The organism is Photobacterium alginatilyticum (assembly GCF_009910675.1).
Lineage (GTDB): Bacteria > Pseudomonadota > Gammaproteobacteria > Enterobacterales > Vibrionaceae > Photobacterium > Photobacterium alginatilyticum.
In genome coordinates this window covers 120,679-146,041 of sequence record NZ_RSEJ01000005.1, presented here as the reverse complement: position 1 = coordinate 146,041, position 25,363 = coordinate 120,679, and the positions used below count along the sequence as shown (strand labels likewise).

Annotated in this window: 22 protein-coding genes; 5 read left to right on the top strand and 17 right to left on the bottom strand. The window is 51.1% G+C overall.

Annotated features, from left to right (window positions below):
• Window positions 1–55: 55 nt before the first annotated feature.
• Both ftsH and rlmE read right to left on the bottom strand, forming a co-directional pair.
• A complete protein-coding gene (gene ftsH / locus EIZ48_RS07075; RefSeq protein ID WP_205298577.1) occupies window positions 56–2,032 on the bottom strand; it encodes an ATP-dependent zinc metalloprotease FtsH in 1,977 nt (658 codons plus the stop codon).
• A gap of 40 nt (window positions 2,033–2,072) precedes the next feature.
• A complete protein-coding gene (gene rlmE, locus EIZ48_RS07070) occupies window positions 2,073–2,702 on the bottom strand; it encodes a 23S rRNA (uridine(2552)-2'-O)-methyltransferase RlmE (protein WP_075762527.1) in 630 nt (209 codons plus the stop codon).
• A gap of 140 nt (window positions 2,703–2,842) precedes the next feature.
• Here rlmE and yhbY point away from each other — a divergent pair, with 140 nt between their 5' ends.
• Window positions 2,843–3,139 carry a ribosome assembly RNA-binding protein YhbY gene (gene yhbY, locus EIZ48_RS07065; protein ID WP_007464838.1) on the top strand — a complete coding sequence of 99 codons (297 nt, stop codon included), beginning with the start codon at window positions 2,843–2,845 and terminating at the stop codon, window positions 3,137–3,139.
• A 110-nt stretch (window positions 3,140–3,249) separates the two neighbouring features.
• On the opposite strand, the gene greA is transcribed toward yhbY, so the two are convergent.
• On the bottom strand, window positions 3,250–3,723 hold the full coding sequence (gene greA / locus EIZ48_RS07060; protein WP_160649640.1) for a transcription elongation factor GreA: 474 nt from the start codon (window positions 3,721–3,723) through the stop codon (window positions 3,250–3,252).
• Between the two features lie 483 nt (window positions 3,724–4,206).
• On the opposite strand from greA, the gene EIZ48_RS07055 reads away from it, so the two are divergent.
• Complete coding sequence (locus EIZ48_RS07055; RefSeq protein WP_160649638.1) at window positions 4,207–5,214, top strand: porin; 1,008 nt, start codon at window positions 4,207–4,209, stop codon at window positions 5,212–5,214.
• Between the two features lie 106 nt (window positions 5,215–5,320).
• Window positions 5,321–6,730, top strand: a complete 1,410-nt coding sequence (dacB, locus tag EIZ48_RS07050) for a serine-type D-Ala-D-Ala carboxypeptidase (RefSeq protein WP_160649725.1) — start codon at window positions 5,321–5,323, stop codon at window positions 6,728–6,730.
• 112 nt (window positions 6,731–6,842) lie between these two features.
• Here dacB and EIZ48_RS07045 read toward each other — a convergent pair whose 3' ends face one another.
• The 3 genes from EIZ48_RS07045 to carA all read right to left on the bottom strand — a co-directional run bounded on the left by EIZ48_RS07045 (window position 6,843) and on the right by carA (window position 12,604).
• Window positions 6,843–7,697: a magnesium transporter gene (locus tag EIZ48_RS07045; RefSeq protein WP_160649636.1), complete on the bottom strand. Its 855-nt coding sequence runs from the start codon at window positions 7,695–7,697 to the stop codon at window positions 6,843–6,845.
• A 526-nt stretch (window positions 7,698–8,223) separates the two neighbouring features.
• Window positions 8,224–11,448 (bottom strand): carbamoyl-phosphate synthase large subunit, encoded by a 3,225-nt coding sequence (gene carB / locus EIZ48_RS07040; protein ID WP_160649634.1) that lies wholly within the window; start codon window positions 11,446–11,448, stop codon window positions 8,224–8,226.
• Window positions 11,449–11,464: 16 nt separating this feature from the next.
• Window positions 11,465–12,604: a glutamine-hydrolyzing carbamoyl-phosphate synthase small subunit gene (gene carA / locus EIZ48_RS07035; protein ID WP_160649632.1), complete on the bottom strand. Its 1,140-nt coding sequence runs from the start codon at window positions 12,602–12,604 to the stop codon at window positions 11,465–11,467.
• Window positions 12,605–12,841: 237 nt separating this feature from the next.
• On the opposite strand from carA, the gene EIZ48_RS07030 reads away from it, so the two are divergent.
• A complete protein-coding gene (locus tag EIZ48_RS07030; RefSeq protein ID WP_160649630.1) occupies window positions 12,842–13,075 on the top strand; it encodes a hypothetical protein in 234 nt (77 codons plus the stop codon).
• Between the two features lie 77 nt (window positions 13,076–13,152).
• On the opposite strand, the gene dapB is transcribed toward EIZ48_RS07030, so the two are convergent.
• The 7 genes from dapB to murJ all read right to left on the bottom strand — a co-directional run bounded on the left by dapB (window position 13,153) and on the right by murJ (window position 21,653).
• Window positions 13,153–13,962: a 4-hydroxy-tetrahydrodipicolinate reductase gene (dapB, locus tag EIZ48_RS07025; protein ID WP_160649629.1), complete on the bottom strand. Its 810-nt coding sequence runs from the start codon at window positions 13,960–13,962 to the stop codon at window positions 13,153–13,155.
• A 121-nt stretch (window positions 13,963–14,083) separates the two neighbouring features.
• Window positions 14,084–15,025, bottom strand: coding sequence for a 4-hydroxy-3-methylbut-2-enyl diphosphate reductase (ispH, locus tag EIZ48_RS07020; RefSeq protein ID WP_160649627.1), 942 nt, complete (start codon window positions 15,023–15,025; stop codon window positions 14,084–14,086).
• Window positions 15,026–15,037: 12 nt separating this feature from the next.
• A complete protein-coding gene (gene fkpB, locus EIZ48_RS07015; protein WP_160649625.1) occupies window positions 15,038–15,472 on the bottom strand; it encodes an FKBP-type peptidyl-prolyl cis-trans isomerase in 435 nt (144 codons plus the stop codon).
• A gap of 156 nt (window positions 15,473–15,628) precedes the next feature.
• Window positions 15,629–16,159 (bottom strand): signal peptidase II, encoded by a 531-nt coding sequence (lspA, locus tag EIZ48_RS07010; protein ID WP_075762536.1) that lies wholly within the window; start codon window positions 16,157–16,159, stop codon window positions 15,629–15,631.
• Window positions 16,159–19,005, bottom strand: coding sequence for an isoleucine--tRNA ligase (ileS, locus tag EIZ48_RS07005; protein WP_160649623.1), 2,847 nt, complete (start codon window positions 19,003–19,005; stop codon window positions 16,159–16,161). Before ileS ends, lspA begins: the two co-directional genes overlap by 1 nt.
• Entirely contained in the window at window positions 19,002–19,973 is a 972-nt protein-coding gene (gene ribF / locus EIZ48_RS07000; RefSeq protein ID WP_160649622.1) for a bifunctional riboflavin kinase/FAD synthetase, read from the bottom strand. Before ribF ends, ileS begins: the two co-directional genes overlap by 4 nt.
• 120 nt (window positions 19,974–20,093) lie before the next feature.
• Complete coding sequence (murJ, locus tag EIZ48_RS06995) at window positions 20,094–21,653, bottom strand: murein biosynthesis integral membrane protein MurJ (protein ID WP_160649621.1); 1,560 nt, start codon at window positions 21,651–21,653, stop codon at window positions 20,094–20,096.
• 209 nt (window positions 21,654–21,862) lie between these two features.
• On the opposite strand from murJ, the gene rpsT reads away from it, so the two are divergent.
• Complete coding sequence (rpsT, locus tag EIZ48_RS06990) at window positions 21,863–22,123, top strand: 30S ribosomal protein S20 (protein ID WP_075762540.1); 261 nt, start codon at window positions 21,863–21,865, stop codon at window positions 22,121–22,123.
• A 69-nt stretch (window positions 22,124–22,192) separates the two neighbouring features.
• Here the strand turns inward: rpsT and EIZ48_RS06985 are convergent, their stop codons facing one another.
• The 4 genes from EIZ48_RS06985 to nhaA form a co-directional block, all read right to left on the bottom strand.
• Window positions 22,193–22,507: an ArsR/SmtB family transcription factor gene (locus tag EIZ48_RS06985; RefSeq protein ID WP_075762541.1), complete on the bottom strand. Its 315-nt coding sequence runs from the start codon at window positions 22,505–22,507 to the stop codon at window positions 22,193–22,195.
• 107 nt (window positions 22,508–22,614) lie between these two features.
• Window positions 22,615–23,502: a transcriptional activator NhaR gene (gene nhaR, locus EIZ48_RS06980; protein ID WP_075762542.1), complete on the bottom strand. Its 888-nt coding sequence runs from the start codon at window positions 23,500–23,502 to the stop codon at window positions 22,615–22,617.
• Between the two features lie 113 nt (window positions 23,503–23,615).
• Window positions 23,616–23,882 (bottom strand): hypothetical protein, encoded by a 267-nt coding sequence (locus tag EIZ48_RS06975; RefSeq protein ID WP_160649619.1) that lies wholly within the window; start codon window positions 23,880–23,882, stop codon window positions 23,616–23,618.
• A gap of 1 nt (window position 23,883) precedes the next feature.
• Window positions 23,884–25,041 carry a Na+/H+ antiporter NhaA gene (gene nhaA, locus EIZ48_RS06970; protein WP_160649618.1) on the bottom strand — a complete coding sequence of 386 codons (1,158 nt, stop codon included), beginning with the start codon at window positions 25,039–25,041 and terminating at the stop codon, window positions 23,884–23,886.
• Window positions 25,042–25,363: the final 322 nt, after the last annotated feature.

Here is a 25,363-nt window from a genome sequence, read left to right as displayed (position 1 = left end):
CCACAGAATAAAAAAAACCCCGAGCCAGCTCGGGGTTTCATTTTCAGAACAACGATTACGCTTGTGGCTTGTCGTCTTCTTTATCTTCAGTCTTCGGTGCTTCAGCACTATCAGACACCGGCTTTTCTTCAGCAGGTGCTTCAGCCTTTTCCGCATCAGAATCCGAGTCGACATCAGACGCCTTCAATGTATCACCTTCATCAGTCCAGCCTTTCGGCGCACGGATTTCAGCTTTACGGGCCATCAAGTCGTCAATCTGGCCAGCATCGATTGTCTCATACTTCATCAATGCTTCTTTCATGGCATGCATGATGTCCATGTTCTGACTCAGAATTTCACGCGCTCGCTCGTAGTTACGATCAATCAGCGCACGAACTTCCGTATCGATGGCGCGGGCTGTTTCATCAGACATGTGCTTTGTCTGCGTTACAGAGCGGCCAAGGAATACTTCACCTTCGTCTTCAGCATACAGCAGCGGACCTAACTTGTCGGAGAAGCCCCACTGGGTCACCATCTTACGGGCGATGTCAGTCGCGCGCTCGATATCATTCGATGCACCGGTCGATACCTTGTCTACACCGTAGATAAGCTCTTCCGCCAGACGGCCACCGTAAAGGCTCGAAATCATCGACTCGAGGAACTCACGAGAATGGCTGACTCGGTCTTGCTCAGGCAAGTACATAGTCACACCCAGCGCGCGGCCACGAGGAATAATCGATACCTTGTAGACCGGATCATGGTCCGGTACCAGGCGACCGATAATTGCGTGACCAGCCTCATGGTAGGCGGTTGACTCTTTCTGCTCGTCCGTCATCACCATTGACTTGCGCTCTGCGCCCATCATGATTTTGTCTTTGGCAAGCTCGAATTCCACCATAGAAACGGTACGCTTGTTGCCGCGAGCCGCAAACAAGGCAGCCTCGTTAACCAGGTTAGCCAGATCGGCACCAGAGAAACCCGGTGTACCACGTGCAATCAGTGATGGCTTAACATCACCGTCCAGTGGCACTTTACGCATGTGCACTTTCAGGATTTGCTCACGACCACGTACATCAGGCAGACCAACCACGACCTGACGGTCGAAACGGCCCGGACGAAGCAATGCTGGGTCCAGTACGTCTGGGCGGTTAGTCGCGGCAATAACGATGATACCTTCATTGCCCTCGAAACCATCCATCTCAACCAGCATCTGGTTAAGCGTCTGCTCACGCTCATCGTGACCACCACCGACACCAGCACCACGCTGACGGCCGACGGCATCGATTTCATCGATAAAGATGATACAAGGCGCCGCTTTCTTCGCCTGCTCGAACATGTCACGGACACGGGATGCACCCACACCGACGAACATTTCTACGAAATCAGAACCCGAAATGGTAAAGAAAGGAACCTTCGCTTCACCGGCAATCGCTTTAGCCAGCAAGGTTTTACCGGTACCAGGAGGACCAACCATCAGAACACCCGTCGGGATCTTACCACCCAACTTCTGGAAGCGGCTCGGATCACGCAGGTAATCCACCAGCTCCTTCACGTCTTCTTTGGCTTCGTCACAACCTGCAACGTCGCTGAAGGTCGTTTTGATCTGATCTTCACTCATCATGCGTGCTTTAGACTTGCCGAACGACATGGCACCTTTGCCACCGCCGCCCTGCATCTGGCGCATAAAGAAAATCCAAACACCAATAAGAAGCAGCATTGGGAACCAGGAGATGAAGATTGAAGCCAGCAGGCTCGGCTCTTCAGGTGGTGTACCCATCACCTTCACATTAGCGTTAATAAGGTCGTCTAATAGCTTTTGATCGTTGTAGACAGGCAGATAAGTGACGTATCGCGTGTTATCACGTTTATATACGGTGATCTCACGATCATTGAATCGCGCTTCCCTTATCTGATCCTGACCGATTTCACGGACAAAGGTTGTATAGTCGACTTGACGGCCAGCACTATCACCGGGACCAAAGCTCTGAAATACAGACATCAGAACCACAGCGATGACCAACCACAAAATCAAGTTTTTTGCCATGTCACTCAAGGTGTTAACCTCGCGATAACTTAAAGATGAATTTAGGGTACTACAGTTTGTAACCTGTAGCTACAATATAGACCTCACGAGAGCGATCTCGTGACGAATCCGGTTTACGAATTTTAACCACTTTGAACATGCTACGCACGTCAGCCAGGTACTGGTCAAAGCCTTCACCCTGGAAAACTTTTACCGCAAAGCTGCCGTTCGGCGCAAGTACTTGCCTACACATATCTAATGCTAGTTCAACAAGATACATTGCTCTAGGTTGATCTGACGCCAAGTTGCCGCTCATGTTAGGCGCCATATCTGAAAGTACCACATCAACCATGTCTGGCTGAATACGATCCAACAGTGCATCCAACACGGCCTCTTCACGGAAATCACCTTGCAAGAAGCTTACTCCCGGCAGCGAATCCATAGGCAGAATATCACAGGCAATCACCTGTCCTTCATCGCCGACGACTTCAGCAGCATATTGTGACCAGCCCCCCGGTGCCGCCCCCAGATCGACAACTGTCATACCGGGCTTTAGCAGCTTATCCTTATTTTGAATCTCTTCAATTTTAAAGATAGCGCGAGAACGGTAGCCTTTCTTCTGTGCCTCCTGAACATATTTATCATCAAAATGCTCTTTCAGCCAACGTCCGGAGCTCCCCGATTGTTTTTTTCGACTCATGATTTACCTAATGAGTTAGCGTACTTATAAAGTATACTCGACCACTTTACAGTGACGTATACTAAACAAATTAGTCTTCTAGACTAGATGGCGTTAGAATACCGTGTTTTCAACCCTTATCATCAAAAAATAGAGTCTCCATGAACCTAAGCACCAAACAGAAGCAATACCTGAAGGGTCTTGCCCACAACCTAAAGCCTGTTGTCCTTATGGGTGCAAACGGCCTGACAGAAGCGGTTCTGGCCGAAATCGAACTCGCGCTTGACCACCATGAACTTATCAAGGTTAAGGTTGCTGCAGAAGAACGTGAAACAAAAGTTTTGATCGTCGATGCAATTGTTCGTGAAACGAAAGCAGAAAAAGTACAAGTTATCGGTAAGACACTTGTTCTTTACCGCCCGAGCGAAGAGCGTAAAATCGAACTTCCTCGCAAATAAAAAAGGCCGCCGACGCGGCCTTTTTTACACCCAGATAATGGCACGGAGCGCCACTATCTACCGCAATCCGTTGTTACATTCACTAACAATAAAAGCGCATCTGCTGCCAATTAGAGGTACGACACTTCCGCAATTTCGAACTCTTTTTGACCACCAGGCGTGGTAATGACCACTTCATCGTCCTGCATTTTACCAATTAGACCGCGCGCAATCGGCGAGTTGACCGAGATCCGGCCCGCCTTGATGTCTGCTTCATCGTCACCAACAATCTGGTATTTAACTTCATCTTCGGTATCAACATCGATCAGCGTCACAGTCACACCAAAGATAACCTTACCGGTGTTCTCCATCTTGGTGACATCAATCACCTGAGCCACCGATAGCTTATATTCGATATCGCGGATCTGCGCTTCACAGATACCCTGCTCTTCGCGTGCAGCATGGTACTCGGCATTTTCCTTCAGGTCACCCAGCTCACGAGCCTCACCAATCGCCTGAGAGATAATAGGACGGCGCTTCATTAATGCATCCAGTTCATCACGCAGCATCTTCTCACCGCGTACCGTCATTGGAACCTTATCCATAACTTTACTTACCTCAAACCCCGTATAGTACCTAGCACTATTTTGGGCAAAAAAAAGCTAGTCCAGCTCCATGCTGAACCAACATCGTTAATAGGGAACAGAATTCATTTTAAACAAAGATGAGCAAGAGATCACCCTAGATACTGTCTCCGGTAATATAAGGCTTTTCTTCCTACAGGAACCTGACTGATTTTAATGTGGATTAGTTCACAAATATAATCAATCTTACAAAATAAGTACCACAAGAAAATATCAATCATTTCTAAAGACAACTAAAAGCCCATCTCGGTAGAGAACTTTCCCACTTAAGTATAAACACCTGATAAAGAACAGCTTTTAGAACCAAAAAACACCAAAAAGTATTCCGGAAAAGTATTTTTCAGTTTTTTTTACTAACTGTCTGCCTGCAATAACCAGTAAAAAGAACACCATGCATTTAGCACTCTCATGCATACAACAAAATAATTCCAAAAGGATTCGACAATGAACAAGAAACTGATTGCTTTGGCAGTAGCAGCAGCATCAATCTCGGGCGCAGCAACAGCGGCAGAAGTCTACTCTGACGAAACTTCTAGCCTGGCAGTAGGCGGTCGTTTTGAAGCTCGTATGGTTATGGCTGATAACGAAGCGGGTGACAGCAAAGTTACTGACGCAACCCGTGTTCGTGTGAACATCGCAGGTAAAACTGACATCACTGAAGACATCTACGGTATCGGCTTCTGGGAAGGCGAATACACTGACGGCAATGATCTTGACAACCGTCACCTGAATGCTGGTATCGGCGGCGAGTTCGGCCAGGTTCGCTACGGTAAGACTGACGGCTCTCTGGGCATGCTAACAGACTTCACTGATATCATGGCTTTCCACGGTAACGAAGCGGGTAACAAACTAGCCGCAGCTGACCGTACAAGCAACAACCTTGCTTACGTTGGTTCTTTCGACCTTTCAGGCAACAACCTGACAGTTAAAGCAAACTATGTGTTCACTGGCGAAAACGAAAACGCTAACGGCACTTACGATGTTGACGGCTACTCTCTTGCGGCAATGTACGCAATGGACATGGGCCTGGCATTCGGTGCAGGTTACGGCGAGCAGGACGGTCAGGCTGTACTAAACACTGAAACTGGCAAACAGGCATTCGGTGCAATTTCTTACACTATCGGTGACTTCTACTTTGCAGGTCTATACCAGGACGCAGAAAACACTGAAGTACACGGCCTGAACGTTGAAGAGTCTAAGGGCTATGAATTTGCTGCATCTTACACGATGGGCAACACAGTATTCATCGCGACTTACAACTACCTGGAAGACTCAAACAACGACAAGGATCTACGTGATTCTATCGCTGTTGACGCAACTCACTACTTCAACAAGAACTTCCGTACTTACGCTTCATACAAGTTCAACAACCTAGACACAGATTCTACTGTTGGCATTACTAAAGCGAAGACATCTGACGAGTTCGTACTGGGTGCACGTTACGACTTCTAATCCCGACTGGATTAGCAAGGCTACATGCTAATAAGGGCGCAGACCTTCGGGTCGGCGCCTTTTTGCGCTATGATAGTTAAACGACTTTCATATGGTTATTAACTTAATGCTCCGTGCTTTTCCCCTATTGCTAGGCCTGCTGCTTAGCCAACCCGTATTGGCCAACTTTCCCCCCCAGACTGCAATCAAACACTTACCAGGAGGCCATGACGCCGCCCTGATAGTTGTCGATCCGGCGAGCGGCCAGGTGATGTACTCCCAGCGAGAAAAACAGCTCCAGGCTCCAGCCAGTACCCAAAAACTCATCACCGCACTGGCAGCCAAACTCTACCTGGGTGACAGCTTTCGCTTTACCACCGATTTAGAGCACAGCGGTGACGATATTATCGTTCGCTTTAGCGGCGATCCGACCCTGTCTCGCCCGCAGCTGGCCGCTCTGCTGGCCCAGCTAAAAAAAGCTAAAATCAATCAGGTTAAAGGAAACATCGTGCTCAATGGAGCTGTATTTAGCGGCTATGAGCGGGCACCAGGATGGCCCTGGGACATTCTCGGGGTTTGCTACAGCGCCCCTGCCAGCAGCATTTCGCTGGAGCACAACTGTGTCCAGGGTGCCCTATACAGCAACAAGGGACTTGGCCAGATAACACGAATCAATGTGCCAGCCCACCAGCCTGTCAGGGTCACGACAGATGCGGTGATTGTCAGCAAGGAACAACAAAAAGCACGCTACTGCGATTTAACTCTGGTTACCGATAATAGCAATACCTACCGGCTAAGTGGGTGCTTACCTAAACGCAGCCAGCCATTGCCCCTTAACTTCGCAGTGCAAAATACCGAGCTCTATGCCGAGGCAGTGATCCGCAGCGAACTCAAACGCTTAGGTATTGGCTTTGAAGGTAAAATCGTTCGTGATGATACGGCTCGGGGCAAGCGCATAGCCCGCCATCAGTCCGACCCGCTCCCTTTGTTACTCGATACTATGGTCAAGGACTCCGATAACTTGATCGCAGACAACCTGGCAAAGACTCTTGGCGGTCAATATTTCAAGCAGCCGGGCAGCTTTAGTAATGGTGTGGCCGCTATCAAGGCGATCTTGAATGAAAAAGCGAGGATTGATTTGAGCAAGGCCGTACTGGTCGACGGTTCCGGTCTGTCGCGCAACAACAGGGTTTCGGCGGCCCAGATGATGGAAGTGATCACTTACCTCTACCAGAATGACAAGCAGCTCAACTTGCTCAGCACATTGCCGGTAAGCGGAAAAAGCGGGACCTTACACTACCGCCAAAGCATCCGCCATCAGCCGCTCCAAGGCAAGATAGCAGCCAAAAGCGGCTCGCTATTCGGCACCTACAACCTCGCCGGGCTTATTACGGCCCAATCAGGCAAACAGTTGCTGTTCGTCCAGTTTGTGACCAACTACCACCCAGAAGAACCTGAGGAAGGAGCTCCGAAGGTCGCGCCACCCATTGAGCATTTTGAAAGAGAATTGTATCGAAGCTTGTATGAGAGTTTCTAACGGTGTTTTTCGATACTTTAAGAGAACAAAGAATGATCCTCCCCATTTTCAAGGGGGAGGGGACTAAAACAGCGTCCTCAAAGTTTGTGCCCCTACTATAGGGGCACAAAACTTACGCCAGACCCAGCATCCAATTTACCGTGGTGAAGTAGATCATCATCCCGGTAATATCAACCACCGAAGCCAGCACCGGGCTGACCAGCACTGCCGGATCCAGTCGACAAGCCCTCGCGATCATTGGCAAGATACCACCGACAGTCGTCGAGAGGACAACCTGCAGCGAGATAGCCATGCCGATTGCCAGCGCAATATCATGCAACTGCATCCCCATCGGCAGAGCCGTACCATCGCTGAACATCAGCACCCGGCCGACAATCACCACGGCCAGTACCGCAGCGATCACAATCGCGACCCGGAACTCTTTCCACATCACGGCCACCCAATCCCGGCACCGTATTTCTTCCATCGCCAACGCCCTGACCACCAACGTGGCAGCCTGAGAGCCGGTGTTTCCCCCGGCAGCAGCGATCACCGGCATATAAATTGCCAGCAATACCAGTTGGCTCAAGGTATCTTCGTAGTGGGAAATAATGAGGCCCGAGACAATCCCCAGCAGCGCTAAGCCTACAATCCAGCCGATACGCTCGCGGACGTGACTGAACACACTGTTTTTCAGGTAGTGTCCGGCCGGTTCGGCTTCAGAGCAGATCAAGCCAAGCCCGTTGGCCAAATGACGCATCCGAACATGTTCGTTCATCTCATCCAACAGATCCAGCAGCGTCTGGACATGACGCAACGGACACTCATGTAACACTGCAATCGCCTCTGAAATCGGCATTCTCGCCAGCAGAGTGGCCTGCTCTTCAATGTTGTATTTCAAAAAGGCATTACGTACTGCCAGAACATCATTCTGACCAAGATTTTCTGTTGCAGCTACAGACTGAGCTGCATAGTTCATTACCGCCATGGCGAATCTCCCGATTGGCAATGCCCGCCCTCTCAGGCGTAGCATGGGTAACGACCACCAGAATGGCGCTATACACCAGCATAAATGTGCCGAATACTACCGGAACCGGGCAGCAAATAAGCCCAGATAGCCGACAGCATAAAGCCTGTCATTCATTACAAATTAGCGACATTCACTATTGAGAAATAGGCAAGAAAACCAGGAATGGTTTGTCAGAAAAGGTATCAAAGAAGAGAGATACAGAGACATACTATTCCGAACCCGGGCAGGCTCGGAATCACAGGAGACCGACACCGCTAGCGGGTTTGATTTTCCACCTTCATACTCGGGGGATGGTCGGTATCGTTCATTAAAGTCTCCAAAAAATTTATCGCTTATGCGACGCCGCCAATTGTACGCAATTCAGTTATCAGTTCAAGCAGTATCCGCTGCGAATTTGACACAAAATATGAATGCCATCATTTGGGTGGCAATAATAAAACAGCCCGCACAAGGCGGGCTGCAGGTTTATAGCGATAACGACCGGTTAGGCGTTGTTAACACGTGCATGAAGCTCCTGTACCGATGTCACCTTATTACGGTCATCGGCAGTCCAGGCCATACAGGTAGCAAAAGCAGCATTAAGGGTGGTGGTATAGTTCACCTTTTCAGCCAGTGCGCCGCGACGAAGTACCTTCGAGTCTTCAATTGCCTGACGCCCTTCGGCGGTGTTCACAATGTAGGAGTACTCATTGTTCTTGATACGGTCAAGGATATGAGGACGGCCTTCGTGTACCTTGTTCACCAAGCGAGGGTTGATACCCGCTTCACCCAACACAACGGCTGTGCCGTGAGTTGCGTCCAGCTCGTAGCCCTGTTTCACCAGCTTAGAGGCCAGGTCAACCACGCGCTGTTTGTCATTTCCACGAACAGACAGCAAGGCACGGCCCTTGGCCAGCTTCTCCTTGCCACAACCCAGCTCCGCCTTGGCAAACGCTTCGGCAAAGGTGTCACCCACGCCCATCACCTCGCCGGTAGAGCGCATTTCAGGGCCCAACAGCGGGTCAACACCCGGGAACTTGTTGAACGGCAGTACCACTTCTTTCACCGAGTAATAAGGAGGAATGATTTCCTTGGTAAAACCCTGGGATTCCAGCGTCTGGCCAGCCATCACACGAGCGGCAATTTTCGCCAGCGGCGCGCCGGTTGCCTTCGAGACAAACGGTACCGTACGCGCGGCACGCGGGTTCACCTCAATCAGGTAAACATCATTGTCCTTCACCGCAAACTGGGTGTTCATCAGACCGCGAACGCCCAGCTCGAATGCCAGCTTCTCAACCTGCTGACGCATCACGTCCTGAATCTCCTGGCTTAGGGTGTAAGCAGGCAGTGAACATGCCGAGTCACCCGAGTGGACGCCAGCCTGTTCGATGTGCTCCATGATACCGCCAATCACCACGCGCTCGCCGTCGCAAATCGCATCGATATCCACTTCCGTCGCATCGTCCAGGAAGCGGTCTAGCAGAACTGGTGATTCATTCGACACGCTCACCGCTTCGTTGAAGTAGCGGCGCAAATCAGACTCGTCATAAACAATTTCCATCGCGCGACCACCCAGTACATATGACGGGCGGACGACCAGCGGGAAACCAATTTCTTTTGATTTCTCGACGGCCTGCTCCATGGTCGTGACCGTGGCATTATCGGGTTGCAACAAGCCCAGACGTTCAACCGCAGCCTGGAAACGCTCACGGTCTTCTGCGCGGTCAATGGCATCCGGGCTGGTACCGATAATAGGCACACCCGCCGCCTCAAGGGCACGCGCCAGTTTCAGCGGCGTCTGGCCACCGTACTGCACAATCACACCTTTTGGCTTTTCGACACGAGCAATTGCCAGTACATCTTCCAACGTTACCGGTTCGAAGTACAGGCGGTCAGAAGTATCATAGTCGGTTGAGACCGTCTCAGGGTTACAGTTAACCATGATAGTTTCAAAACCATCTTCTCGCAGTGCCAGAGAGGCATGTACGCAGCAGTAATCGAACTCAATCCCCTGACCGATACGGTTTGGACCGCCGCCCAGTACCATTATCTTGTCATTGTTCGTCGGGTTAGCTTCACACTCTTCGTCATATGAGGAGTACATGTAGGCCGTGTCCGACGAGAACTCGGCTGCACAGGTATCAACACGCTTATAGACCGGGTGAATATCATACTGGTCACGCAGCTTGCGGATTTCAGTTTCCGCAACACCCAGCAGCTTCGCCAGACGCGCATCGGCAAAGCCCTTGCGCTTAAGCTGACGGAGGACATCTGCATTCAGGCCGGCAAAACCGCCCTCTTTCACTTGTGCCTCAAGCTTGACCAAATCTTCGATTTGAACCAGGAACCAACGGTCAATGTTGGTCAGATTGAACACACCGTCTACCGACAGGCCGGCACGGAAGGCATCGGCAACGTACCAAATACGCTCGGCACCGGCATCCTTCAGCTCGTGGCGGATCTTGGTCAACGAGTCCGGTGCATCAAGGTCAACCATTTCGTCAAAGCCAGTCGCACCCACTTCCAGGCCGCGAAGGGCTTTTTGCAGAGACTCCTGCTGGTTACGGCCAATCGCCATCACCTCACCGACAGACTTCATCTGGGTGGTCAGACGGTCGTTGGCACCAGCAAACTTCTCGAAGTTGAAGCGAGGGATCTTGGTAACAACGTAGTCGATTGTCGGCTCGAACGATGCAGGTGTTGCACCGCCAGTAATGTCATTCATCAGCTCATCAAGGGTAAAGCCGATTGCCAGCTTGGCTGCGATTTTAGCAATCGGGAAGCCTGTGGCTTTCGATGCCAACGCAGAAGAGCGGGATACACGCGGGTTCATCTCGATGATAACCATACGGCCATCTTTCGGGTTGATACCAAACTGAACGTTTGAACCACCGGTTTCTACCCCGATTTCACGCAGTACCGCCAGGGAGGCGTTACGCATCAGCTGGTATTCTTTGTCAGTCAGCGTCTGGGCCGGCGCGACAGTAATGGAGTCACCGGTGTGGATCCCCATCGCATCGAAGTTTTCGATAGAGCAGACGATAATACAGTTATCGTTCTTGTCCCGAACCACTTCCATCTCGTATTCTTTCCAACCAATCAGCGATTCATCAATCAGCAGTTCATTGGTCGGCGACAGATCCAGGCCGCGGCGGCAGATCTCTTCAAACTCTTCTTTGTTGTAGGCGATACCACCACCGGTTCCGCCCATGGTAAATGAAGGACGGATAATACACGGGAAACCAACCATATCGAGGACTTTGTAGGCTTCTTCCATGGTTTTCGCCGTGTCGGCGCGCGGACACTCAAGGCCGATTGATTTCATTGCGGCATCGAAGCGCGAGCGGTCTTCCGCCTTGTCAATCGCATCAGCCGTGGCACCAATCATCTCGACACCGAATTCTTCAAGCACACCGTGCTTTTCCAGATCCAGCGCACAGTTAAGCGCCGTCTGACCACCCATGGTCGGCAGTACAGCATCCGGACGTTCTTTCTCAATGATCCGGCGAACCACTTCCCAGTGGATCGGCTCGATATAGGTGGCATCGGCCATGTTCGGGTCGGTCATGATGGTAGCCGGGTTGGAGTTAACCAGGATAACGCGGTATCCCTCCTCACGCAGCGCCTTACAGGCCTGTGCGCCCGAATAGTCAAACTCACACGCCTGACCGATAACAATTGGGCCAGCACCCAGAATCAGAACACTTTTAATGTCATTACGTTTTGGCATCTCTTACTACTCCGGCTTAGGCGCTGTGCTGCTTAATTAATTCGATAAAGTGATCAAAAAGTGGCGCTGCATCATGTGGGCCAGGGCTTGCTTCCGGGTGGCCCTGGAAGCTGAATGCAGGCTTGTCGGTACGGTGGATTCCCTGCAGGGAGCCATCGAACAGCGACTTGTGCGTTGCACGCAGGTTATCAGGCAGCGTCGCTTCATCAGCGGCAAAACCGTGGTTCTGGGAAGTGATCATGACGACATCGCGGTCAAGATCCTTAACCGGGTGGTTCGCACCGTGGTGGCCGAACTTCATTTTCACCGTCTGGGCACCGCTTGCCAGTGCCAGGATCTGGTGGCCAAGGCAGATACCGAAAATCGGCAGCCCTTTATCCAAAAAGACCTTGGTGGCTTCAATCGCGTAGTCACAAGGCTCCGGATCACCCGGGCCGTTTGACAGGAACACGCCATCCGGGTTCAGGGCCAACACCTCTTCAGCCGAAGTCTGGGCCGGGACGACCGTCAGGCGGCAGCCACGGTCAACCAGCATACGCAGGATGTTACGTTTGGCACCAAAGTCATAGGCAACCACGTGATACGGCAGTTCGTTATCATCTTTGGCTTCAGGCAAGCCATTTTCCAGAGTCCATGACCCCTGCTTCCACTGGTACGTTTCGGCCGTGGTCACTTCCTTGGCTAAATCCATGCCCTTCAGTCCAGGAAACTCTTTCGCCTTCGCCAGTGCCAGTGCTTCGTCCAGGCTGTCGCCTGCCATAATGCAGCCGTTCTGCGCTCCTTTCTCACGCAACACGCGTGTCAGCTTACGCGTATCAATATCGGCAATACCGACAATGTTTTGTGATTTCAGGTAGTCAGAAAGGGATTGTTGATTACGGAAGTTTGAAGCAATGAGGGGAAGATCGCGAATGACCAGGCCTTGCGCGTGGATTGAGGAGGATTCTTCGTCTTCGGAATTGGTTCCGGTGTTGCCAATATGGGGATAGGTAAGAGTAACAATCTGTTGGGAATAAGAGGGGTCAGTGAGAATTTCCTGATACCCCGTCATCGAGGTGTTAAAAACAACTTCACCAACGGCCGAACCATCTGCCCCTATGGACACGCCGCGGAACACTGTCCCATCTTCAAGGACTAACAGCGCAGATTTGCTCAAGACAACCTCCAAAAAAAATAATCATGCAATTAAAACAGATAAACTTGCAACTACCCATTCCATACAAAGTCAAAAAGCGAGTCAAGCTGATTTTTGACAAATTCCGCGCAGTCTAGAGATCGCAGATAATTCTGTCAAGAAATCGACAAAAATAAATTTAATTTATATCAACCTTACACCATAAAGCCACCAAAGGCGTAAAAATAACAAGCTTTCTGTGGTTTTTAGGCCTAACAAATGACGCCCGATCTCATTTTATCGTTTGCTAAAATTTACCGAACAACACAAACAACAAAAACAAGAAAAAAAACCAAAAGCAGCGAGGTTAAGCCACGCTTTTGCAGCTCAGCCAGAAAAACAGACCCAAGACCCACAAAAACAAAAGAAAAGAGAGAGTGTTCAAGGAAAAAAGGAAGTGAAAATAAAACAGCAGAAAAACGACACCACAAACCACTGTTTATGCAAAGCTGACAACAAGACGCATATCTCTTCACCTCTTCTGGAGCAACAAGGTGCCCAGAAGAGGGAGTCAATCGAGAAAAACCAGCTTACAGCTCGTCCAGTCCCAGCACATCCTGCATGGTGTAGAAGCCAGGCTCTTTATTGTCCAGCCATGCTGCAGCACGCACAGCGCCATTGGCAAACGTCATGCGATCTGTGGCCTTATGGGTAATTTCCACCCGCTCGCCAATATCGGCAAACATCGCGGTATGCTCACCGACAATGTCGCCGGCACGAATGGTAGCAAAACCGATTTCATCCCGGCTGCGCTCTCCGGTGATCCCCTCACGGGCATACACCGCAACATCATTGAGCTGGTTCCCCATCGCACCGGCTATCGCCTCGCCCATACCTATCGCGGTTCCCGACGGTGCATCAACCTTGTGGCGGTGATGGGCTTCAATGACCTCGATATCGCAATAGTCGCCCATCACCTTGGCCGCTTTCTCAAGCAGCTTAAACACCAGGTTCACCCCGACGCTATAGTTAGGGGCCATTACAACCGGGATATGCTCCGCCGCCTGGTCAATCAACAAGCGTTCGTCATCACTGAAGCCGGTCGTCCCGATCACAATTTTCTTGCCGTGCTGACGGCAAAACTCGATATTCGCCAATGTGGCAACCGGCGCCGTAAAATCAATCAGGACGTCGAAGTCATCTTTAGCCGCCGCCAAATCATCGACAATAGCCACTGAGACAACCCCGACACCGGCCAGCTCACCGGCATCGGCGCCCACAAGCGTCGAACCGCTGCGTTCTGTTGCAGCCCCCAGCTGTGCCTGCTCGGAAAGGTATGTGGCTTTTAGCAGCTGGCGGCCCATGCGTCCTGCCGCTCCAGCAATCGCAATTCTAACCATTGCGTCTATTCTCCCTGTTTCTGGATCTTGTTTGTATTACGACAATGTAGCCTGTTGGTGAATATAAAAAAAGCCCCGGCAGTGGCCGGGGCTTAATTGAGGTTCGATTCGTACCGTCTAGCTAGACATTTTTAACCTGTAGCTCACGCGGTACTTCGAAGAACATATTTTCTTCACGGCCGCTTAGCTCTTCCACTTCCGCGCCGCTCAACTGCCGGATACGCTCAATGATCTGGTTGACCAGCTCTTCCGGTGCCGATGCGCCCGCCGTGACGCCGACCTTGCTTTTGCCTTCGAACCACACCGGCTCGACATCTTCCGGGCAGTCCGTCAGGAACCCCGGCGTACCGAGCTTTTCTGCCAGTTCGCGCAAACGGTTGGAGTTCGAGGAGTTTTTCGATCCCACCACGATCATCACATCGACAGTCTCGGCCATTTCGCGCACTGCGTCCTGGCGATTCTGGGTGGCATAGCAGATATCGTCTTTACGCGGCCCCTGAATGTCCGGGAACACCTGGCGCAGCTTGTCGATCACATCCGCCGTTTCATCGACCGACAATGTCGTCTGGCTGACATAATGCAAGTTAGATGGATCTTTGACTGTTAGCTTATCCACATCTTCCGGTGTCTCAACCAGATACATCCCGCCGGTTTCGCTGGCATATTGTCCCATAGTCCCTTCGACTTCAGGGTGGCCGGCATGGCCGATCAGGACAACTTCCATATTGCGGCGGCTGGCTCGAGCCACTTCCATATGGACCTTGGTTACCAGCGGACAGGTTGCATCGAATACCGTCAGCTGACGGGCTTTGGCTTCGTTGCGCACCGCCTGCGAGACACCGTGGGCAGAGAAAATCACAATATTGTCATCAGGGACTTCATGCAGCTCTTCGACAAAAATAGCACCACGCTGCTTGAGTCCCTCAACCACAAAGCGGTTATGGACAACTTCATGGCGGACATAGATTGGCGGCTGATACATTTCGAGTGCGCGCTCGACAATACTGATGGCACGGTCAACACCGGCGCAAAAGCCGCGTGGATTGGCTAATAAGATTTTCATTGCTAACAGCTCTTAATTATCTATGGTCACAACTTCGACATCAAAGGTGACGCGTTGTCCTGCAAGCGGGTGATTGAAGTCAACAGTCACCGAGTCACCGACAACGTCAGTTATAATTCCGGGAATATCGTTACCATCAGGGCCGGCAAAAGCGATGATGGTTCCCACCTCGGCCGGCGCATCAGCACCGAACCTGGCTAAATCCACATGGTGGATGTTATCGGGATTAGACAGACCAAATGCATCTTCCGGCTCAAGCGTAAAACTACTTGTCTGGCCTGCGGTCAATCCCAACAAACACTTTTCAAAATTATCCGTCAGGCTTCCATCGCCCATCCGGAATTTTGCCGGCTTCCCCATCGCCTGAGTCGACTCTGCTACCGAGCCATCTTCCAGCTTGATGGCAAAGTGCATCAGTACTTCACTGCTTTCCGTAATTACCGACATGCTTACTTCCTAGTATCGAGGTTTAATTTACCGAGTTGCGAGATGGCTCTCGTCACTATGAACTCGCCTCTCGAACCTACTTTTATCCGCCCATTTAACAACAAAGCGCCGCCCGTATCAACGGACAGCGCTCAGGGTTATAGCTTGTAACGGCTTTTAGCGGTTAACTGGTTGTTTATTCTTGTCAGCTAAGAAGCCTTCCAAAATAATCAGCCCGGCACCACAGCAAATAGCAATATCGGCAATATTGAATGCCGGCCAATGATGGGTTCCGACGTAAAAATCAAGGAAGTCGACAACGAAGCCATGATACAGGCGATCAAACAGATTACCGAGCGCGCCACCAATGATCAGGGCATAGGCACTGTTGGCCAATCGGTTCGACGCCGGAGAACGACGCATCCAGAATACCAACAGACTACATACCGCCAGTGCAATCGCCGTAAACAACCAGCGCTGCCAACCACCCGCATCACTCAAAAAGCTAAATGCCGCCCCGTAGTTATGGACATAAAGCAGATTGAAGAATGGCAACAGCTCAATACGGTTAGGCCAACCGTATTCCATGGTATTCATGACCAGGAGCTTGCTGCCAATGTCGAGTACAAACACCAGAGCGGCCAGCCAAAGCCAGCGAACTCCAGATTGTTTAAGCGACAGCGTTTGTTTCGGCGATAACTTAGTCATTAGGCAAACTTACGCTCTTCACCTTCACCGCTGATGTTGCTCACACAGCGACCACATACTTCTTCGTGCCCTTCGATCGTGCCCACATCGGCCACGTGGTGCCAACAACGGTCACACTTCGCCGCTTCCGAAGCCGCAACTGTCACGAACAGACCTTCAACGTCAGTATCCTGCGCACCTTCCGGCTTGCTGTCGGCAACCACAACTTCCGCTTTCGATGTCAGCATCACAAAGCGCAGCTCGTCTTCCAGCTTGTTCAGCTTCGCTGCCAGTGCTTCGTTAGCATGAAGGGTGACTTCTGCCTGCAGAGCACCACCAATCACTTTATCTTTACGCGCACCTTCAAGCAGCTTGTTCACGGCACCACGTACCTGCTGGATCTCAGCCCAGAACTCGTTGTTCAGCTCTTCGCCTTCACCCAGGCCGAACAGGCCGTCGAACCACTCGCCCGTGAATACGAACTTCTCGCGCTCACCCGGCATCTCGTTCCAGATCTCATCGGCAGTGAACGACATAATCGGTGCCATCCAGCGAACCAGTGCCTCGACGATGTAATATAGCGCCGTCTGACAGCTACGCTGCGCGTGGCCACCACTCTTCGCGGTGTACTGGCGGTCCTTGATCACATCAAGGTAGAAAGAGCCCATTTCGATAGAACAGAACTGCATCAGGCGCTGAGTGACCGTGTGCAGGTTGTACTCGTCATACGCTTTGATGATTTCTTCCTGCGCCGCCATTGCTCGGCCCACCGCCCAACGGTCCAGCGCCACCATCTCTTCCGGTGCGACCAGATCAGTCTCTGGGTTGAAACCGCTCAGGTTGGCCAGGAAGAAACGTGCCGTGTTACGGATACGGCGGTATGCATCGGCAGAACGCTTAAGGATTTCATCAGAAACAGCCACTTCGCCCGTATAGTCAGTCGAGGCAACCCATAGGCGCAGAATGTCGGCACCCAGCTTGTTGGTGACATCCTTCGGTGCAACCACGTTACCAATTGACTTCGACATCTTGCGGCCCTGGCCGTCAACCACGAAACCGTGGGTCAGAACCTGGTTGTAAGGTGCCTTGCCTTTCATCGCCACAGAGGAAATCAACGACGACTGGAACCAGCCTCGGTGCTGATCCGAACCTTCCAGATACAGATCGGCCGCGTTGCCGTTGTACTCTTCGCGACTATCAACCACTGAGAAGTGGGTAACACCGGAGTCAAACCATACGTCCAGGGTATCCAGCACCTTCTCGTAGTTTGCGGCGTCTTCTTCACCCATCAGTTCGGCGTGGTCAAGATCCCACCATGCCTGAATACCTTTCTCTTCAACCAGCTTGGCAACTTTTTCAATCAGCTCAGGCGAGTTCGGGTGAAGTTCCTGTGTTTCTTTATGTACGAACAGGGCAATCGGCACACCCCAGGTACGCTGGCGTGAGATACACCACTCCGGACGGCCTTCAACCATACCTTCGATACGGCTCTGGCCCCACTCAGGCATCCACTGTACGTTTTTGATTTCTTCTAGTGCCTTGGCACGTAGACCCGCCTGATCCATCGATACAAACCACTGTGGTGTTGCACGGAAAATGATCGGCGTCTTGTGGCGCCAGCAATGCGGGTAGCTATGCTCATAGGCATGGTGGTGAAGTAGCGCACCGTGCTCTTTCAGCGTTTCGACCACAGCATCGTTGGCTTTGAATACGTGTTGGCCGGCAAACAGTTCGGTATCAGGCAGATACACACCGTTGCTACCGACAGGGTTAGCCACTTCCAGGCCATACTTCTGGCCGACAACAAAGTCTTCCTGACCGTGGCCCGGCGCGGTATGTACACAGCCAGTACCTGATTCGGTTGTGACGTGATCACCAAGGATTGCCGGTACGTCAAAGCTATAAAAAGGGTGGTTGAAGCGCATTAGCTCCAGCTCCGCACCTTTACAGAAGCCAAGGTTGTGGAAGTGCTCGATACCGGCACGATCCATAACCTCTTTTGCCAGCTCAGCCGCGACGATCAGACGCTGAGGCGCTTGTTCACCATCAGAGCTGCCTTCGGTCTGGATCAGCACATATTCAAGATCATCACGGATAGCAACCGCACGGTTCGCCGGCAGTGTCCAAGGCGTTGTTGTCCAGATAACAATCGAGACATCACCCTGACCTTCGTGACCTTCTGCACAACCAAACTTGGCAACAACCGCCGCTTCATCGACAGCTTTGAACTTCACGTCGATAGATGGCGATACTTTATCTTTATACTCAACTTCCGCTTCAGCCAGTGCAGAACCACAGTCCGTACACCAGTGAACAGGCTTGAAGCCTTTTAGCAGGTGGCCCTGATCGGCAATCTTGCCCAGAGAACGAATGATGTTCGCCTCTGTTGCAAAATCCATTGTACGGTAAGGCTTGTCCCACTCACCCAGTACACCCAGGCGAATGAAGCTTTCTTTCTGGCCTTCTACCTGACCGGCAGCATAAGTACGGCACTTCTCGCGGAACTCCGCAGCCGTCACTTTGTGGCCCGGCTTGCCGACTTTCTTCTCTACCATCAGCTCGATTGGCAGACCGTGGCAGTCCCAGCCAGGGATATAAGGTGCATCAAAGCCAGAAAGAGTCTTTGACTTAATAATAATGTCTTTAAGAATCTTGTTCAGTGCGTGACCAATGTGAATATCACCGTTGGCATAGGGAGGGCCATCGTGTAATACGAAGGATTTTTTACCCTTCTTGGCTTTACGGATCTCACCGTAAAGATCTTCATCATACCAACGCTTAAGCATCGCAGGCTCACGGTTGGCTAGATTGCCTCGCATCGGAAACCCTGTTTCAGGCAGGTTCAGGGTATCTTTATAGTCGCTCATTGATTCTCGATTCCGTTACTTGGGCGAAGTTGGACATTATTACGCTCAGACAGCCACACCCGTGCCGTTTGAGCATCACGCTCTATTTGCGCTTTTAGCGCATCAAATGATTCAAATTTAATTTCGTCACGCAGCTTATAGTGCAGCACGACTTCAATCTGACGTCCGTAGAGATCAGACTGGAAATCAAACAGGTGTACTTCTAGTTGCTGGCGTACACCATTGACTGTCGGCCGTCGGCCGACATTGGCTACTCCCGGTACGGGAGCACCTTCGACGCCGAAGACCTCGACCGCATAGACACCGGATACCGGTGACACACGCCGTTTGAGAGGGACATTTGCCGTCGGGAAGCCGATTGTACGGCCAAGTTTTCGTCCGTGGGATACCCGCCCGCTTATACTATACGGGCGACCCAGCATCACCTCGGCCTGCTGCAAGTTGTCACTTGCCAGCGCTTGGCGAATCGCCGTGCTGCTGACCCTTTGCTCAGAGACACAGAAGCTCTGTGTGCTGACAACGGTAAAGCCATATTCCTTACCGGCTGCTACCAGCATAGCAAAATCTCCGCTGCGGCCCTTGCCGAAGCGAAAATCATCGCCGACTACCAGAAACTTAACACCCAATTGCTCAACCAACAAGCGGCGAACAAAATCTTGCGCCGACATATCGGCAAAATGGGCATTAAAATTGACGCAAAGCAAACGATCTACACCAACTTGCTTCAACTGCAAGTACTTATCACGAAAACGTGTCAGCCTTGCCGGCGCCTTTTCACCTGCGAATAGTTCCATCGGCTGCGGTTCGAAGCTCATTACCGTGGCCGGGCATCCCAGCTCATGCGCTTTGGCCAGAACCCGGCGCAGCACCGCCTGGTGGCCTAAGTGAACACCATCAAAATTACCAATCGTCAACACGTTACCGTGATGCTCTGGCTTGATATTATGTATACCTCGGATTAATTCCATGCGCCGCTTTCATTTTCGCAGAGTGAAAAACTGACGGATTATATACTACTCTGCGCCCATCATACCAATCTGAATCAGATTCTGACTAGTTCACCACATTAATAGCGGCACTTAAGCCAATCATCCCTCGGCCTTCAGATGGTGCAGACGGACTCCCAGTACAAGTACCGTCACCAAATAGGCCGCAGCACCGAGAGCAATCAGACCAGCCAGCCAGAGAACCCGGTAGCTCAGACTCCAGGCCAGCCACTGGCTCATCGCCGGCAACAGCCACAACAGGGCAGCAACCATCACCGCCCCGGCAAACACCAGACGCAGGACAAACAGCAATGTTGTTTTTGATACCCGGTAGACATTGGCACGGTGCAGGCCACGGTAGAGCAAGGAGGCATTCACCAGCGCCGACAGGGCCGTTGCCAATGCCAATCCGATGTAGCCATACAGGTAGGCAAAAATCGCATTAAACACCATATTGGTCAGCATCGCGATAATGCCGTAGCGCACCGGCGTCTTGGTGTCCTGGCGAGCATAATAGCCTGGAGCCAACACTTTGATTAACATGAAATTTAATAATCCTGATGCATAGGCAAGCAACGACAGCGACGCCTGTTCAACATCCGCAGGGGAAAACTCACCGCGCATAAACAGCACCATCAGCATCGGCTTGGCCAGCACCATCAGTCCCAGCATCGCAGGGATCCCCAGCAGCAGTACCATGCGGACGCCCCAGTCCATGGTCTGGGCAAAATGCTCGCTGCTCTTCTCGACATGCTTGCGAGACAGGGCCGGCAGGATCACCGTGGCTATCGCAATCCCGAACAGCCCGAGCGGGAACTCCAGCAAACGGTCCGAGTAGTACAGCCAGCTAATCGAGCCAGTCATCAGGAAACTGGCAATGAAGGTATCAAACAACAGGTTAATCTGGCTAACGGAGACCCCGAACAGAGCCGGGATCATCAGAGTGCGGATTTTGGTAACACCAGGATCGTTCCATCCCCATTGCGGCTTAACCAGCATTCCCTCTTTATATAGGAAGGGGATCTGGAACAAAAACTGAATTAGCCCCCCCAGAAAGACGCCGATAGCCAGGCCGATTTCCGGCTGCTCCAGATTGGGAGCCAGAAACCATGCACAGCCAATGATCGCGACATTGAGAAACACCGGGGTAAAAGACGAAACGGCAAACTTACCCAAGGTGTTGAGAATCGCCCCGGACAGGGCAACAAAGGTAATAAACCATAAATAAGGAAAGGTAATTTTCAGCAGCAGGCTGGCCAGCTCGAACTTGGGGGCCGACGGTCCGTCGTTTAACCAGTCAATAAACCAACCGGCACCGAACAGGGCGGTCACAATCCCGGAGCCCAGCACCCCAAACAGGGTCACGACCGATACGATAACCCCCAGGGTACCCGAGGCCCGCGCAATCAGCAGCCGGGTCTTGTCCATATCTTCAGAAGCATGGCTTTCTGTCAGTACCGGGACAAATGCCTGGGAAAAGGCCCCCTCGGCAAACAGACGACGTAAAAAATTAGGGATTTTGTTGGCAAAGAAAAAAACATCTGCCGCGGCTCCTGCTCCCATCAGGTTAGCCACCACCACATCTCGCACCAAACCCAGCACCCGAGAGACCAAAGTCATGGTGCTGACTATCAGTCCGGAGCGCAAAAGACGCTTACTCACAAAAAAAACCTCATAAAGATAGCCCAGAAAGGTGACTTACAGGGCGAAAAGCTGGTAAAATCTGCCGCCATATTAACCGTGTTAATCCGCAAGTGCCAACTCTGTTGGTTAGGCGGTTATTTGCACAAATCATTTGACAATCTTTGGTTTTGCAGGCATAGTCCTCGGCCTTAAATTGTCACCGTACCAAGAATTTGGGAGTTACACCCTTGGCAAATATCAAATCTGCTAAGAAACGTGCTATCACTTCTGAGAAACGTCGCCAGCACAATGCTAGCCGTCGTTCAATGATGCGCACTTTCTTCAAAAAAGTTATCGCTGCTATCGAAGCTGGCAACAAAGAAGCTGCTTCTCAGGCGTTCGCTGAAATGCAACCTGTTATGGATCGCATGGCTACTAAAGGCCTGATCCACAAAAACAAGGCTGCACGTCATAAAGCACGTCTAGCTGCGAAAATCAAAGCTCTTTAATTGAAGAGTTGCGATTGAGCATTAAAAAAACCGGCATCAGCCGGTTTTTTTATGTCTGGAATTCAGACCTTACGCTTCATTGGTATTTTCTGCACTGCAATACATTTTATGCAGCAGCTCGATCATCGCCCGAACTTCTTCGCTCTTTAGGCGATAGTAAACCGTCTGAGCCACTTTCCTGGTCTCAACCAACCCGTCTCGACGAAGCCATGCCAAATGCTGAGAGAGTGCAGACTGGCTCAAGCCCAGCTTGTCACTCATCATTCCCACGGACATTTCCCCTTCCAGCAAGTAGCACAGAATAAACAAACGTCGTTCATTCGCCATGGCTTTCAGCAATGCTACGGCCTTGGGAGCATTCTGCTCCATCTGCTGCAGTTCCATTCTTCCACCATTATTAAAATTAAGTTAATGCTAATGTACTTAATTTATGCCGGGTTTACTAGCCATCAATGTTGAATTTCCGTGCTAACAGCCGGAAATTAGCAACATTATTTAAACATCTTGCCGAAATCTGCCTCGCAGATCTTCTTTACTGCCGGGTGCATGATCATGCGCTCTGCAAAAATCACATAATACTCTTCCTTGATCTCCTTCACCCGCTTCACTTCGCAGATGGTATTGGACTCAACAATCTCCATCGCATAGATAGAAGGCGCAACGAACATCGACTGGTGGTAGGAGCCAAACGCCTTCATCAGCGCGGCATCGTCAAACTCGCCGAGAATGTTCGGGGTGATCCCCTGCTGATCAAACCAATGGTGCAGCTTGCGGCCCATGGCGGTACGGCGTCCCGGCACCAGCAGCTTGTAATCTTCGATACAGGCGGGAAAGTTAAGTGCCTTGGCGGGCTTGGAACAGAAAAAACTCATGGTCGACTCACCCAGCTTTTTACTATACAGGCCAGGGCTTTGGGTCGAGTCCACCGGACAGTCCGAGAGGATCATATCCAGCTTGTGCTGCGAGAGCTGCTCCAGCAGCATCTCGTGGGTTGACTCATAACAGCGAAGGTGAATCCGCTCGTCTTCCGGGACCCCTTCCAGCAAGATCTTGCTGACAAGGCGCTTGGAGAGTGCATCGGCCACCCCCACTTCCAGCAACTGGTTTTCACGCTGGGTATAGTTAACGATATCCAGCATCTCGTAGCTCAGGTCAAACATCTTGTCGGCATACTTAAACACGAGCTGCCCCAGCTCGGTCGGCTCGATGTTCCGTCCAACGCGTTTGGTCAGCTTACCCTTGAGTCTTTCCTCCAGTGCCCGGATCTGACCGGTAACCGTCTGCGGAGCCAGAAACAAGGCGTCCGCGGCTTTGGTTACCGAGCCCTGCTTGCAAACCATCCAGAAATAATAGAGGTGGTTGTAATTTAGATGAGACATCCTGTTTTGCTAACTTCCCAGATATAAAAAACCCCAGACGCGCAGCTTACGCTGTGCCTCCGGGGTCTTCAACCATAATCATCGCGGGAATGATTAAGCGAGCATATATCTCGTCAGTTTGTCGACTGAATCGACTTTTTCTCGAACTGGACAGTCTTACGGTAACGCTCTCCTACACGTTGCTCCAGCGCGCGTGAGCGGAATGTCTCATCCTGCTCAATCATCGCGGTGTCTTCAACGCTAGCCTTACCATGGCTAAGACCGGCCAGGTAGGCCTGACAAACTTCCGTATTACTGTTATTGATGCAACTGTCATAATCAGGTGCCGCGATGGCAGCTGAAGATGTCAGTAATGCAACGGTTAGAAGATAACGCTTCATATTATGCCTCCGTTTTTGGCAGAGAACGGCTCAGTAAGAAATAACCCAATACCGCTGATAACGTTGACCCCAACAAGATCCCTAGACGCGAGTAGGTGCTGAAGTCATCTGGTGCGCCGACAAAAGCCAGCGACGAGATAAAGATAGACATGGTAAAACCGATACCACATAGCACTGATACTGCCGAAATATGCGTAAAGCCGATGCCGTCAGGCAGTTTCGCAATTCCGCTCTTTACCGCCAGGTAGCTCGCCGAGAAAATCCCCAATGGCTTACCAACGAGCAGACCGAGGGCAATACCGAGTGGCAGCATTGATGTCAGGCTTTCAACCGATACGCCTTCCAGTGAGATACCGGCATTGGCGAATGCAAACAACGGCAGAATCAGGAACGCAACATACGGGTGCAGAGCATGCTCCAGGTGCTTCAGCGGAGAGTGCTTCTCAGAGCTACCATCCTCACCCGAGAGCGGTATCGCAAAGCCAAGTACAACACCGGCCAGCGTGGCATGTACACCAGATTTCAACACACTGAACCACAGGATCAGACCAACGACGATATACCAGGACAACTTGGTAACATTCTTGGCATTCATGACAAACAGTGCTGTCGTCGCCGCGAAGGCCACAGCCAATGCGATGGTAGACAGGTCGCTGCTGTAGAACAGCGCAATAATGACGATAACGCCAAGGTCATCAATAATCGCCAGCGCCAGCAAGAAGGCTTTTAGCGATACCGGTACTCGCGGCCCCAGCAGTGCCATCACACCTAATGCAAAGGCAATATCGGTCGCGGCAGGAATTGCCCAGCCTTTGGCCGCCATAGGATCGGAAAAGTTAAAGGCAAAGTAGACCAAAGCCGGTGCAACCATTCCCCCTACCGCAGCAATTGCCGGGAAGATCGCTTTCTCTTTCGTATTTAGTGCGCCTTCGATTAGCTCACGTTTAACTTCAAGGCCAATCAGCAAGAAGAAAATAGCCATCAGACCATCGTTGATCCAATGCGATACAGAGAGACCTGCAACGTAGGAATGCAGCGTCCCGTTGTAAAGAGGCTCCAATGGCGAGTTCGCAACCATCATTGCGATCGCAGCAGCGATAATCAAAATAATGCCGCCGGCGGACTCTAATTTCAGAAAATTACGAATTGCATCGGTCATCGACCGTAACTCCTTTACATGAAACAAATATCACAACGAATGTGTAAATTTAGTTTAGTCGTCACACTACTGATGTGGGAAATCGTTTGTTTAGAGATTAAGACTCGGAAAAACCGAATTATTAGAGCTATAACAAAGTAATATCCGCACAATAAATTTTGTGCTGTCATAAACCGTCTTATTTCCTACTGCCAATCTGCTCAATAGGTGGAAAAAATAGCTGATTTTCACTCATTGAAGAGCAAAATATCTCGTTTATTACGGATTTCAGATAAACAATAAAACCAAAATAAAAACAAAAACTTAAAGCAAATGGTAAAGT